The 12,617-nt window shown below is 64.7% G+C and carries 17 protein-coding genes; 2 read left to right on the plus strand and 15 right to left on the minus strand.

Annotation, left to right across the window (positions count from 1 at the left end; all coding sequences use genetic code 11):
• Nucleotides 1–38: 38 nt before the first annotated feature.
• The 12 genes from KR767_RS06275 to KR767_RS06330 all read right to left on the minus strand — a co-directional run bounded on the left by KR767_RS06275 (nucleotide 39) and on the right by KR767_RS06330 (nucleotide 8,646).
• The gene (locus KR767_RS06275; RefSeq protein WP_250878500.1) at nucleotides 39–341 is read right to left on the minus strand and encodes a hypothetical protein; all 303 of its coding nucleotides are present in this window, start codon (nucleotides 339–341) and stop codon (nucleotides 39–41) included.
• Nucleotides 341–631, minus strand: coding sequence for a hypothetical protein (locus KR767_RS06280; RefSeq protein ID WP_250878501.1), 291 nt, complete (start codon nucleotides 629–631; stop codon nucleotides 341–343). The genes KR767_RS06275 and KR767_RS06280 overlap by 1 nt, the downstream gene beginning before the upstream one ends.
• A 1,114-nt stretch (nucleotides 632–1,745) precedes the next feature.
• On the minus strand, nucleotides 1,746–2,906 hold the full coding sequence (locus tag KR767_RS06285) for an AI-2E family transporter (protein ID WP_250878502.1): 1,161 nt from the start codon (nucleotides 2,904–2,906) through the stop codon (nucleotides 1,746–1,748).
• The gene (locus tag KR767_RS06290; protein ID WP_250878503.1) at nucleotides 2,903–3,220 is read right to left on the minus strand and encodes a hypothetical protein; all 318 of its coding nucleotides are present in this window, start codon (nucleotides 3,218–3,220) and stop codon (nucleotides 2,903–2,905) included. Before KR767_RS06290 ends, KR767_RS06285 begins: the two co-directional genes overlap by 4 nt.
• Before the next feature lie 3 nt (nucleotides 3,221–3,223).
• Entirely contained in the window at nucleotides 3,224–3,712 is a 489-nt protein-coding gene (locus tag KR767_RS06295) for a phage holin family protein (protein ID WP_243852909.1), read from the minus strand.
• A 23-nt stretch (nucleotides 3,713–3,735) separates the two neighbouring features.
• Complete coding sequence (locus tag KR767_RS06300) at nucleotides 3,736–4,125, minus strand: ElaB/YgaM/YqjD family protein (RefSeq protein ID WP_166945528.1); 390 nt, start codon at nucleotides 4,123–4,125, stop codon at nucleotides 3,736–3,738.
• An 81-nt stretch (nucleotides 4,126–4,206) separates the two neighbouring features.
• Complete coding sequence (locus KR767_RS06305) at nucleotides 4,207–4,365, minus strand: DUF1328 domain-containing protein (RefSeq protein ID WP_166945530.1); 159 nt, start codon at nucleotides 4,363–4,365, stop codon at nucleotides 4,207–4,209.
• 114 nt (nucleotides 4,366–4,479) lie between these two features.
• On the minus strand, nucleotides 4,480–5,121 hold the full coding sequence (locus KR767_RS06310) for a YbhB/YbcL family Raf kinase inhibitor-like protein (RefSeq protein WP_250878504.1): 642 nt from the start codon (nucleotides 5,119–5,121) through the stop codon (nucleotides 4,480–4,482).
• A 13-nt stretch (nucleotides 5,122–5,134) separates the two neighbouring features.
• Entirely contained in the window at nucleotides 5,135–6,229 is a 1,095-nt protein-coding gene (locus tag KR767_RS06315; protein ID WP_250878505.1) for a PQQ-dependent sugar dehydrogenase, read from the minus strand.
• Between the two features lie 55 nt (nucleotides 6,230–6,284).
• A complete protein-coding gene (locus tag KR767_RS06320) occupies nucleotides 6,285–7,286 on the minus strand; it encodes a YheT family hydrolase (protein ID WP_166945536.1) in 1,002 nt (333 codons plus the stop codon).
• Nucleotides 7,283–8,083 carry a lysophospholipid acyltransferase family protein gene (locus KR767_RS06325; RefSeq protein ID WP_166945538.1) on the minus strand — a complete coding sequence of 267 codons (801 nt, stop codon included), beginning with the start codon at nucleotides 8,081–8,083 and terminating at the stop codon, nucleotides 7,283–7,285. The genes KR767_RS06320 and KR767_RS06325 overlap by 4 nt, the downstream gene beginning before the upstream one ends.
• 83 nt (nucleotides 8,084–8,166) lie before the next feature.
• Complete coding sequence (locus KR767_RS06330) at nucleotides 8,167–8,646, minus strand: Lrp/AsnC family transcriptional regulator (protein WP_166945540.1); 480 nt, start codon at nucleotides 8,644–8,646, stop codon at nucleotides 8,167–8,169.
• A gap of 139 nt (nucleotides 8,647–8,785) precedes the next feature.
• Here KR767_RS06330 and phhA point away from each other — a divergent pair, with 139 nt between their 5' ends.
• On the plus strand, nucleotides 8,786–9,676 hold the full coding sequence (gene phhA / locus KR767_RS06335; protein WP_166945542.1) for a phenylalanine 4-monooxygenase: 891 nt from the start codon (nucleotides 8,786–8,788) through the stop codon (nucleotides 9,674–9,676).
• 70 nt (nucleotides 9,677–9,746) lie between these two features.
• On the plus strand, nucleotides 9,747–9,977 hold the full coding sequence (locus KR767_RS06340) for a hypothetical protein (RefSeq protein WP_166945544.1): 231 nt from the start codon (nucleotides 9,747–9,749) through the stop codon (nucleotides 9,975–9,977).
• Between the two features lie 701 nt (nucleotides 9,978–10,678).
• Here the strand turns inward: KR767_RS06340 and KR767_RS06345 are convergent.
• Genes KR767_RS06345 through KR767_RS06355 form a run of 3 tightly spaced genes read right to left on the minus strand, consistent with a single transcriptional unit; the run spans nucleotide 10,679 to nucleotide 12,504 of the window.
• Entirely contained in the window at nucleotides 10,679–11,386 is a 708-nt protein-coding gene (locus tag KR767_RS06345; RefSeq protein WP_166945546.1) for an SGNH/GDSL hydrolase family protein, read from the minus strand.
• Between the two features lie 18 nt (nucleotides 11,387–11,404).
• Nucleotides 11,405–12,106: an RES family NAD+ phosphorylase gene (locus KR767_RS06350; protein WP_250878506.1), complete on the minus strand. Its 702-nt coding sequence runs from the start codon at nucleotides 12,104–12,106 to the stop codon at nucleotides 11,405–11,407.
• A complete protein-coding gene (locus KR767_RS06355) occupies nucleotides 12,103–12,504 on the minus strand; it encodes an MbcA/ParS/Xre antitoxin family protein (RefSeq protein WP_250878507.1) in 402 nt (133 codons plus the stop codon). The genes KR767_RS06350 and KR767_RS06355 overlap by 4 nt, the downstream gene beginning before the upstream one ends.
• Between the last annotated feature and the right edge of the window lie 113 nt (nucleotides 12,505–12,617).

Raw genomic sequence — 12,617 nt, forward strand, 5'->3', positions numbered from 1 at the left:
GGAGCGGATCGCATCCGCGATAGGCGCTCTCGATACGCCTACCGTGGCCCCGGCGCCAACCACCCCAACCACAACGCCGCCATCGTCGACCCAAACAACGTCGCTCCGGCGATATCCAACGTCCACGTCCACACCGGCTCAATCACCGTACACGACTCCGACGCAAACACCGCCACGGCCAACGCGCCGACCACGAATGCACTAAACGCCAACGCCACATTCCACTTCGCCCCCTTCGATAGCGGATCGCCATCCTCGCGCTTCCCCATCAAGACGGCGATGTTGATGCCCAGCAACACCACCCCACACATGGCCTTGGCAATCTCGACACGCTGTGCCATCACTTCGCCCCTCCCAACGCGCGCACCTCATCCCACATGCGCCGCACATTCGCTTGCTTGGTGCATTGCAGACCCATGCGATAAAGCACGTTCACACCGGACATGGCTCTGGCGACACACCGCTGATTCGGCAATTCGGTTTCCGCCATGTACTCGGTAAGCACCGACTGCATCGCCTCGGCATACGCCTGCCACGCCGTCGCATCATTCATCAACGTATCCATACTGGCCTCGGTATTGAGGCCAAAGCTCCCCTCGCCGAGGACGCTATCGTCTTTCGGTTCATTCATTTGCTGGTTTTCCCCTGGCATCGCTCTCCGAGCGGGGCACGCCAAAGGCCGTGCCCCTCATCAACTCGGGTGCGAGATCTCACCTATCCCACGTTTTGTCCGGATTTCTCATGCCCACGGCACTACGCGCCGGATACGACGGCAGGGCCAAAAAGCCAGAGGAATCAGGACCGACGCGGGCGCTAGCCGCGTCCTGACAGGGCGTCAGGACGTCCCTGGACCGTCCGGAACAGACGGTGGGCGTGAGAATGCCTTAGTATTTGGCATAGCCATATCAACTCCTATGAGGTTGGTTTGGTTAGCGGGTCAGGGGTGGTGCAAACACCTCTGGCTCGCGACTTTCTCGACACATCGAGCGATGGTTGCCCACCACGACATGACACGGACGCGTGGGCAACGCACACACCGTACCAAATTGCGGCCGCGTTTGGATATGGAAGGATTCTGAAAAATCGCGTTGATGTGTTTGCCAACGCGACATCCTTTACACGATCACCGCCCCCTGTAGGAGCGTGCTTGCGCGCGACCGGTCAGCACGAAACCATCGAATCATTCGCGACAACCGGTCGCGCGCAAGCACGCTCCTACAAAAGCGGATTGTCGCGATGTAGGGCGCATCTGTCGTGTTCGCGATTTCATCCGCACGTCTACCGCACCGTTTGGGAGAGCCGGCGGGGGCGGCCCTTGGCGCGACCTGATGGAGGTGAGGGGAGTGGGCGGAAAAGGCCCGTAGGGTGCCGGTCAGGATGACCGGCATTTTTCGCCGAGGCAGGAGCCGAGTCGAAAAACCCCGCACGCTCACCGGGCCCGAAGGGGCGCAAGCCATTAAAACACTAGCCGCGCAGCGGCTCCCCTTTCCCGAGGGACACCGCAGGCCGGCGCGACAAGGGCCGCTCCCGCCGGCTCATTCTAGGCCACGTTCGAGCGCCGAGCAGCGAGGCCGTAAGGCGAGCCCACCCTACGGAGCGAAGCCTCCAAAGGCTGCTTTCCTACGGAGCGTTAATCGCCGATGCGATTGGCTCCCACCCCTTCGGTAGGGAGCTTGGCGTTGCTACGGAGCGCGCCGTTTCAACCAGTCGCGCGCGAGGCGCGCTCCTACAGGGGTGGGGCGGGGTTAGCGGGAGATCATGTGTGCGAACCATTGCCAGCCGCGGAGTTTGGCAGTGATGAGTTTGACGCAGGTGAGCATCGGGACCGCGAGGATCGCGCCGGGGATGCCCCAGAGCCAGCCCCAGACGAGGAGCCAGAGCAGGATGGCGACGGGGCTCAGGCGTGAGCGGCGGCCTTGCAGCATCGGGGTGAGCAGGTTGCCTTCCACTGCCGTGATACCGGCGAAGGTTGCTGCGGGAAGCAATGCCGTGCCGAGGTCCTGGAAGTGGAGTGCGCCGACGATGGCCAGTACCGTTGTCGTCGTGATGGCGCCGACGTAAGGAATGAAGTTGGCGATGGTGGCGAAGCTGCCCCATAGCAGGGGGTCGGGCACGCCGTAGAGATACAGCATGCCCGATGTGACCAGGCCGAGCGTGACGTTGATCGCCGCTGTGAGCAGCAGGTAGCTCGATACTTCGATCTGGATGCTGCGTACGATGCTTACCGTGTGGCGCTTGTAGGCGAACGTCGGGGAGATTTCCACAGCGCGGCGCAGGATTTCATCGCCGTATACGAGGAAGAAGAACACCAGCAGGGCGACGGTGAGCACGCTTGCCACCACCTTCGGCGTACCGGCCATCACATCCCATGCGGTGAATGCGATGTCGCTGTTTGCCTGCGGCTGGTTGCGCGCGGCGCTGCCGCCCACGAGCGTCTGCGTGGCACGACTCGCGGCTTCGATCTGTTGCGTCATCGGCTTGATGCGCGGTGCGATCGAGCGCATGGCCGTGGGTGCCTGGTGCAGCCAGTTGAGTGCGGGTTGCGACAGCGTGGCGGCACCGGCGACCAGGCCGGTGCCCAGCAGGAACATCACGGTGACGGCGGCGAACCAGCGTGGAATGCGCCAGCGTGCGGCCCACGCGACGATGGGATTGAGCGCCAGGCCGATAAAACCCGCCAGCACCAGGGGCACCAGCAACGACTTGCCGATGGCGACGGTATAGACCAGCGCCAGCAGGATCATGCCGGTGAGTGAAATGCGGATCGACTTCAGGTGCCGGGATACGCGCCGCGTGCTGCGGCCGGCATTCGATCTGCGACGTGGACGGGTGGCGAGCGTCGAGACGGCAACGCCGGGCGCCGCGGCTGAGGCAAGCGGCAGGTGGGTACTGAGCGGGTCGTTCACGGCGGGTCGGTGGCGGTGTCGGCCGGATCGCCGGCGAAGTCGCCAAGGATACCGCCGGCTGCCATGGAAATAATCTTACCGATGAGGTCTGCGCTGCCGCCCGCCACGAGGCTGCTCACCCCGGGTACGGCCAGCGGATTCACGTTGACGTTGCTGAGCAGAAAACCCGAGCCGGCCGCGAGGCCGAGCACGGTGAGCGGGTATTCGTAGCCCCGCGCGATGAGCGCAGCGGCCGGAGCCACGGTCTCCTCGCGGGCAATGGCAACCTTTGCCCGTGCCTCGGTCACCCTGGCCATGCTGCTGAAAATACCCATCGCTTAGCCCTCGCCTTCGGCGCGTTCGCCTTCCGCCTTGCCCCGCTTGACGGCTTCCTTCGCCAGCAGGGCAAACTCGGCCCGGGTGGCGGGAAGGGTCAGCCAGTGCATGCCGCGGCGGAATACCAGGATCGACAGCACCAGCAACAGCAACTGGATACCGGCCAGGGCGGTGAGTGCCCAGGCCCAGGACCCGAACCACTGTGCCAATCCCCAGCCGGCCAGTGCCAGCAAGGTAAAGCCCAGTGCCACGGCAAATACGATGGCAGCCAGGCCCATGAACAGCATCATGACGATGCCGCTTCGCGCCAGGCCGATCTCCGCCAGCGCCAGCTTCAGCTGGGCACCGAACAGGTTCTTCAGGCCAGTGCCGAGACGGCGTACATCGTCGATCCAGTCCGGCATCGACAGCTTCGGACGGGCGGCGCGTTCTGCGCCGCCGCCGATGGGTTCCTCGCTTTCGCTACGCCCCGAGGGATCGTTTTCCAGCATGCCTCACCCCCGGGTGGATGGAATCAACGACGGAGGATGCGGCCCGCCAGCCAGCCAGCCGCCACGGCCAGCGCGATCGACTGTACCGGCTTTTCGCGCACGTAATCACGGGCCACGTCGAGCCAGTCGTTGGCCTTGTCGAGGGCGTCATCATAGGCCTCCTTGCCGCGCAGCTTGGCTTCCTCGGCCTTCTCGGCCGCGCGGGTGGCGCCATGGGCAGCCTTGTCGGTCGCCGAGTGCAGGGTGCTCTCGACCTTGTCCGCGGCACGATCGACCGCCTCACGGGTGCGGTCCACGGCGTCGGTGGTCGCCTGCTTCACCTTTTCGGCGCGATCCTCGATGCGCTCGGCGGCCGAGACGGTGTTGGCCGCAGCGGTGGCTGCGTTGGCGACATGGTCGGCGGACTTGGTCATGACAGGTTTCTCCGTCGAAAACTGGGCAAATCAGGTTAGGGGAGGATAAGTGACGCGGAAGTCATCGTCGCGGACCCACGGCTACACACTGCGGCCGCGGAAGAACGAGATGATCGCAAGGATCAGGAAGATCACGAACAGGACCTTCGCGATACCCGCTGCCGTACCGGCGATACCGGCAAACCCGAAGATGGCGGCGATGATCGCGATGACCAGGAAGACAAGGGCGTAGTGCAGCATGGCGGGTTCTCCGGTGGGTTGGCGCGGAACCATTTAGTCCCGCGCCCCGCGCATGCCATGTGAATCTGCCCGACGCCGCTCGCGCAGCGTTCAGGCTTCGGCTTCACGTACCGATCACGCCCTCGCCTTCGGGTTGAGGGTGTAGGTGCCGGTAAGCACGGCCTCGTCCACCACATGCCCCTTGATGACATCACGCAGCTCGGCCAGGGTGAAGCCGTTCTCCAGTGCCACGTGCTCTACATCCAGTGCATAGACATGGAAGTGGTAGTGGTGGATGCGGGTGTCGTTCCACGGGGGGCACGGGCCGTCGTAGCCGTGGTAATGGCCGTCCATGTCCTTGTCGCCCTTGAACCAGCCGGTGTAGTCGTTGAGACCCTGCACGGCGTTGCCCGGGCCCGTCAGATCATCCTTCAGCTTTCCGTTGCCCTTGCCGCGCGGCACGATGCCTTCGCCACAGGCACCTTCGCCCAGCTCACGACACTCCAGCGGAATGTTGGCCATCAGCCAGTGCACGAATTCCACGCGCGGCAGGTCGTAGCGCACTTCGCGGCCTTCGACGTTCACGTCGTCGGGTTTCGACGGCACGTCGGTGTCGATCACGGCGATGGCGAACGACTTCGTGGTGGTGGGGACTTCGGTCCACACCAAGTGCGGTGTCTTGTTGGCGGCGAGCTTTGCCGGCTCGCCGATCTCCATGAAGGCGTTGTCGGCCGGGATCGGCTTGCCGTGTTCGAAGTTGTCGCTCTTGAGGCGCATGCTTGTCTCCTTCTTATTTCTTGTAGGTCACGCGGTAGATCGCGCCGTTGAGATCGTCGCTGACGAGCAGGCTGCCATCGGGCAGCGTCTGTACATCGGCGGGGCGACCCAGCGCCTTTTCGTCGGCAAGGAAGCCCTCCACCAGTGGCTCGTAACTGGCAACCTTGTTGCCGTTCAAGCGCACGGTCATCACGCGATAGCCGGATTTCTTCGTGCGGTTCCACGAGCCATGTTCCGCAACGATGATCGCTCCACGGTAGCTGGCCGGGAACTGCGTGCCTTGATAGAAGCGCATGCCAAGAGCAGCCACATGCGCTCCGAGCTTCAGCACGGGCGGGGTGTAATCCTTGCAGCTCTTGCCCTTGCCGAAGTCCGGGTCGAGCGTGTCGCCCTGGTGGCAGTACGGGTAGCCGAAATGTTCCTTCGGCCTGGTGACATGGTTGAGCTCGTCGCTGGGCAGGTCGTCGCCCAGCATGTCGCGACCGTTGTCGGTGAACCACAGCGTCTTGTCGGTGGGGCGCCAGTCGAAGCCCACCGTATTGCGCACGCCGCGCGCCACCACTTCCGAACCGCTGCCATCGGGATTCATGCGCGTGATCTGCGCAAAGCCTTCGCTATCGCGATCACAGATGTTGCACGGTGCACCGATGGGTACGTAGAGCTTGCCATCGGGACCGAAGGCGATGAACTTCCATCCGTGATGGGTCTCGGTCGGTAGTTTGTCGGTGATGACCTCGGGCTTCGGCGGTGCATCGAGATGGTTCTCGATGTCGCGCAGCACGTAGATCTTGCTTACCGCCGACACGTAGAGGTCGCCATGGCGGAACGCCACGCCCACGGGAAGCTCCAGACCGGTGGCGATGCTGCGCACCCTGGTGACCTTGCCGTCGTCGCCGTAGGTCACGGCATAGACCTTGCCGGCGTCGTTGGAGCCGACGAAGACGGTGTTCTTCGTACCCAGCGCCATCTCGCGCGCATTGGGTACCTGGTCACTCCACAGGGAGATGGAAAAACCTGCCGGAAGCTTCAGCGCTTCCATCGGCGGTGGCGCGGCGAGTGCCGAACCGGTGAATAACAGGGAAAGACCGAGGACGAGGGCACTGCGCATGTGACGAACTCCCGGATGGATGGATCACGATGGACCCTATCGTGCGAACGCGGCGTCAGCGCTGGATCGCGTCGAATCGGGCGGCGATGTAATCGTCGGTGAAGCTGGTCATGCCGTAGTCGCGGATGAAACCGCAATGGCCGCCATAGGCGGCGATGTCCAGCTCGATGTTCGGCGGCAGGTCGAGCTGGTCGAACGCGCCGACCGGAATCACGGGATCATCGCGTGCCGTGAGGATCGTTGCCGGAAGGTGCAGGTCTTTCAGGCGGTTGCCCGCCACCGAGTAGCCGTCGAGATAGGCTTCGAGGGATTCGAAATCGGTATGGCGCAGCACCAGCGAGCGCGTGAGGTCACGCATGTTCTGCTTCAGCTCGGCCAGCTCGAAGTACGTCTGCTGCGGAAAGGCTTCCTGCTTCAGGCGCAGCGAGCGGCGCCATTTCTGCATGAAGTAGGCCTGGTAGAACCAGGGCGCATCCTTCTCCAGCGAGAACAGGCCCTCGGACGGGTCGATGATGGGACACACCGCCAGCACGTAGTCGAGCGCCACGCCCAGCGAAGGCGCCAGCATGGCGGCGCGCAGCGCGAAGTTGCCCCCCAGCGAGAAACCGGCGAGGCCGATCGCGCGGGAGGGGAACATCTTCACGATCTCGCCGAGGGCGACCACCACCTCGTCGATGCGACAGGAGTGGAACAGCGCCTCGTTGAGGCCGTGGCTGTCGCCATGGTCGCGGAAGTTCAGGCGGAAGATGTCCCAGCCGTCTTCCAGCAGGCGGCTGCCGGTCTGCAGTACATAGGTGGAATCGACGCTGCCTTCCCAGCCGTGGAACAGGATGGCCAGGCCACGCGACTCACGGCCCGTGGTCTGCGCGGTGTAGCGCCCGCTCAGGCGGTCGCCGTTGCCCACGTCGATCAATACATCCCGGGCGTTTTCCTGCACGCGCTGCGCGCGGCGCGGCAGCAGGCGCCGGCGGATGCCGCTGGACGAGAGCATGGTCTGGATGTGGCCGCTACGCAGCGGCCAGGGCGGCTGGAAGTCCGAGCCCCTCGGCAGGCTCATGCGCGCGGGCCGCTATCCAGTGCGGCGGCGATGCGTTCACGGGCCGTCTCGGCCATGCGGCGTCGGGCGTCGGGCGAGAGCGGCACGGGTTCGAGGAAGTGCACCTCGACATCGAGCGGCGGCTCGCCCAGCAGGCGGATGAAGTTGCCCAGGAAGCTTTCGCCGTCGCGGAACCCCGCGTCGATCAGGCGCTGGCCGTTGCGGGTGAAGCGCAGGGCCACCGGCTGCACCGGCACCTCGGCGTCGAGTGCCGCCTGGAAGATGCGGGCATGGAACACGCGCAGCACGCCGTTGTGGCCGGTGCCGCCTTCGGGGAACACGGCGACCGAACGGCCTTCGCGCAGGCGCTCCACCATCACCGCCATGACCGAGGCCAGGGAGTGGTTGTTGCCACGGCGGTGGAAGATCGTGCCCCCGCGCGCGGCCATCCAGCCCACCAGCGGCCAGCGGGCAATCTCGGCCTTGGCCACGAAGCAGGCGGCGCGCTGGGAATGCAGCAGTTCGATGTCCAGCCACGAGGTGTGGTTGGCCACGAAGAGCACGGGATCGGGCAATGGCGTGCCGAAGCGGCGGCTGCGAAAGCCGAACACCCCAAGGAGCATGGTCGACCACAGCCGGATGGTGCGGTGGGCGAGCGGCTCCCGGCCGTTCTTCATCACCCCGCCGGCCCAGCTCAGGATGAGCGTGCAGACCAGGATGCCGAACAGCACATGCAGCAACAGCAACGGCACCCGCCACACATAGCGCAGCGGACGCAGACGGTCACGTGGGGTCGGGTTGGCGGTGGCGGCTTCCATCGAGCGCACAAGATTAACGAGGGGCGGTCCCGCCCGCTAGGGGAAATAGCTATTGTCTTTATCTATAAGGCAGTTGCGTACCCCTACCCGGCAACGTTGCCCAGCGGCAGGGCCGCCGAGGCCTTCACCGTGCGCAGGACGAAGCTCGTATTGACGTCGGCCACCCCGGCGGCGTTGAGCAGCCGGTCGAGCAGGAAGCGGGAGAAGTCGTCCAGGTCGGCCACGTAGACCTGGAGCAGGTAGTCCATGTCGCCGGTGAGGGCGTAGCAGGCCACCACCTCTTCCCAGGCGCCCACGTGCTCGCGAAAGGCATCAATGGCTTCGGATTCGTGCTGGCGCAACTGCACGCGGACGAAGGCCTGCAGGCCCAGGCCCAGGGTGCGTGGCTCCAGCCGGGCGCCATAGCCGGCGATGACCCCTTCGGCTTCCAGCCGCTGGACCCGGCGCAGGCAGGCCGACGGCGAGAGGTTCACCTCGGTGGCCAGCTCGGCGTTGGTGATGCGGCCGTTGGCCTGGAGGGTGGTGAGGATGCGCAGGTCGGTGCGGTCGAGGTTCGTTTGCACGATTATTTCCTCAGATCGATTCAGATCGGTGGATCATTGCATATCAGGCTCTCGGTCATGCAACAAAACAAGCTCATTGCGTGCCTTACTCGCTAAGCTGTTGTTCCATCACCAGCAAACAGCCCCAAGGAGGCCCGCCATGGACACCACTCCCCGTCGCGTCGAGCATCAGCAGACCGATCGTGGATATGTGCCCGTCTACGCGACCGGCACGGTGGAGCAGCCCTGGGCGAGCTATTCGAGCACCGACCACGAGGTATGGGACACCCTGTACCGCCGTCAGAAGGCATTGCTGCCGGCCTACGCCTGCAAAGAGTTCCTGGAGGGCGTGGAGCGCTTCGGCTTTGGCGAAGGCGGCATTCCCCGCTTCGACGACCTGAACGAGGTGCTGGGCAAGGCCACCGGCTGGAAGATCGTCGCCGTGGAAGGCCTGCTGCCCGACGAGGTGTTCTTCGACCACCTGGCCAACCGCCGTTTCCCGGTGAGCTGGTGGATCCGCAAGCCGGACCAGCTGGACTACCTCTCCGAGCCCGACCTGTTCCACGACCTGTTCGGCCACGTGCCCCTGCTGCTGAACCCGGTGTTCGCCGACTACATGCAGGCCTACGGCAAGGGCGGCATGAAGGCGCATGCGATCGGTCCGGAGGCGTTGATGAACCTCACGCGCCTGTACTGGTACACGGTGGAGTTCGGCCTGATCCGCACCGACGAGGGCCTGCGCATCTACGGCGCCGGCATCGTCAGCTCGAAGGGCGAGTCCATCTATTCCATCGATTCGACGGCGCCCAACCGCATCGGCTTCGACCTGGAGCGGGTGATGAACACGAAGTACCGCATCGACACCTTCCAGCAGACGTACTTCGTGATCGACGACTTCGAGCAGCTGTTCGATGCCACCGGACCGGATTTCACGCCGATCTACGCGAAACTGGCCACGGGCGAGGCGACGTCGGCCGCCGAAGTGCTGGATACCGACAAGGTGTACCAGCGCGGCACGCGTGAAGGCTTTGCCACCAGCGGCGACAACTGAAACTCAACGGCGGCCTAACAAGCCGCCGTCTACGATGCACCTACGTTGCACAAAACAGGGTGGATCAACCGTGGTCGTCTTCGATATCCCTTTCGACTCCGTCGCGCCGGGGCTGTGGCTCCTTCAGAAGAACGAGACCGAATACGCCGAGTTCTGCTCGCGCGACGACGCGCTCGCCCACGCCCTGAACGAGGGCCGCCGCATCGAGGCCAGCCGTTGTGCGCGGGTGGTGCTGAACATCGAGGGCAATGACGGTCATTGGCGGGCGTTCGATACGTCGATCAAGCCTTACGTGAACTGACCCGGCATCACCGGGTAACACACGCTGCCCATCGTCGTTCCAGCGAAAGCTGGAACCTAGCGCGGTGCGGTGGGTTGTCGCGAGGGAATCTCCTACGCTGAAGCCGATGCAGCGCCCTCGCCCTGCTGGCGAACCGGGGCGCTGGGTTCCTGTTTTCACAGGAACGACGAGCTAAGGGCAACCGTCACCCCACCTACCGTCGTTCCAGCGAACGCTGGAACCCAGCGCGGTGCAGCGGGTTGTCGCGAGGGAATCTCCTACGCCAAAGCCGGTGCAGCGCCCTCGCCGTGCTGGCGAACCGGGGCGCTGGGTTCCTGTTTTCACAGGAACGACGAGCTAAAGGCAACCGTCCCCCACCTACCGTCGTTCCAGCGAACGCTGGAACCCAGCGCGGTGCAGCGGGTTGTCGCGAGAGAGTCGCCTACGCCAAAGCCGATGCAGCGCCCTCGCCGTGCTGGCGAACCGCGGCGCTGGGTTCCTGTTTTCACAGGAACGACGAGGGTTGGCTCGGGACCTCGTCGGATTTCGGGCAAAATAAAACCCCGGCAGCCAGGGGAGGAGCTACCGGGGTCGCGTCGGGTCCAGGCTATCAGGGGAAATAGCGGGACCCGGGACAATCGTCGAATATCCGTTCGATTGCCAACGGGTCGCCTCTCGGCGATCGAATACTTAGATAGGGGCGAAGCCGTGAAGTTCCCGTATCACTTCATGGTCGCGTTCGGGTTCTGTTTAACTTCGGCAGCCGTCGCGTGCTCCGCCAGCCACGGGCGCACCTGCGCAATCCACAGCGCGTAGCCGTTCGGCTTCATGTGCAGGCCGTCCTCCTTGAACAATTCCGGCCTGGGTTGGCCGTTTTTATCGAGCATCGCCGGCGCCACGTCGAGAAACGCCACGCCCTTCTGCTGCATCGACCAGTCGCGCACCAGCTTGTTCGCTTCGGCGATCTGCGCCAGCAGGTTTTCGCGGGCCACGCTCGGCTTGATCGAGATGAAGGCGATGGGCACCTCGGGCTGATCCTGGCGTACCTTCGCCACGAAGGCCGCGAAGTCGTCGCGGACCTGGGCCGGCGTATCGCCGCCCTGGAGATCGTTGTCGCCCGCGTAGAGCACGATGGCCACCGGGTGGTACGGCTTCACGATGCGGTCGGCGAAAGCCGTGGAGTCGTCCAGGTCGGAGCCGCCGAAGCCGCGGTTGATCACGCGGTACCCGGGGAAGTCGCTCGCCAGGCTGGTCCACATGCGGATCGACGAGCTGCCGATGAAGAGCACGGCGTGGGCCGGCGGCGGGTTGTTCTTGTCCGAGGCCTCGAACGCCTGGATATCGGGTTCCCACTTGGCGTGGTCGGCATCCTTCGCAAGCGCGCCGAGGGACAGGAACAACAGGGTAAGGAGGATCGTCAGGCGTTTCATACGGACGACCGTAAACGCTTACGTCCTTCCGGGCAAATTCTCACGCTCCACGGCAGTCACTTTCAGCACCGCTTCGATGCGCGTTCCGTTCCAGCGATAGATGTAGTGCGCGGCCTGCACGCAGGGCGCCACGAGGTCGGGATAGAACACGGCCACGCACTCGCCACCCGCGTGCCGGGCGCTGTCGTAGACGATGCCGTTGGAACCCGTCTCGCGAAGTGCCCTGGCCAGCTTCACGCTGGCAGCGTAGGAATCCGGATCGTGTTCGGCGGACCAGCCGCCACGGATGTCGTGGAACGATCCGGCGATGGCGGTCTTGTAGCAGCGCACCTGCACGTCGGTGGGCGGTTCATGGGTAGCGGCGAGGAACGCCTCGCGGTGGAACACCGTTTCCTCGATGGCCGTGGGGATGCTGTGGGCGGCGTAGAACACGCCCCAGTGGCCGTCGGAAAAGCGACTGCCTTCGGGCGGGATGTGCGCGAATGCCGCCATGACAGGGGTGGTGCCGGGGCCCACGATACGGCGTTCCGGAGGCACCAGACTCAGCGCGCCGATTTCGTCGCGCAGGCGGGGATTGGTGAGGGATTCGATCGCCATGACGGCGTCGATGTCCTTCGCATCGGCGATGCGGTCGAACAGGCCCACGGGTGGAAACCGGCTGGGGACGATGCGGTAGGCCTGGGTCCAGCGGATGCGCCTGACGGGCGGCAGCGGGTTCATCCGTTCCAGCCGCGCTGGGCGTCCAGGTATTGCCGGACGACGTAGAGATCGGCCACGTTGCCCGAGAGCATGCGCTCCAGGGCCGAGCGGCCGCCGAACAGGGGGGCCGTGTTGGGCTTGCGGACCCAGGCATCGGCCTGGGCCGGGTCGGGGAAGAGGATCTGGAGGTCTTTCCAGATGCCCAGCAGGTAGCTGATGCGCTCGATCACGTCGCGCGAGGGAGCGCCGTCCTGCTGTTTCTTCCACTTGAAGTAGGTGGACTCCGGCGGATCGCCGAGCAGTGTGCGTTGCTCGGCGGCCTTGAGTTTCCAGTGGTCGGCCAGCGCGAAGAAGGCCCGGAGGGCGGGGCCGCCCAGGTCACCGGCATGGATCGGTTCGGCATGGCGTGCGGGCTGCATCACGGCTTCACCTGTGGAGTTGTGATGGAGTATACGCCACAGGTGGAGTTTTTGCGATTCGTGGGGTGTTTTCGGTGGGTGGGACGTGTCGTCTGGCCCGGTCGCGCGCAAGG

This window comes from Luteibacter anthropi (assembly GCF_023699965.1).
GTDB lineage: Bacteria > Pseudomonadota > Gammaproteobacteria > Xanthomonadales > Rhodanobacteraceae > Luteibacter > Luteibacter anthropi.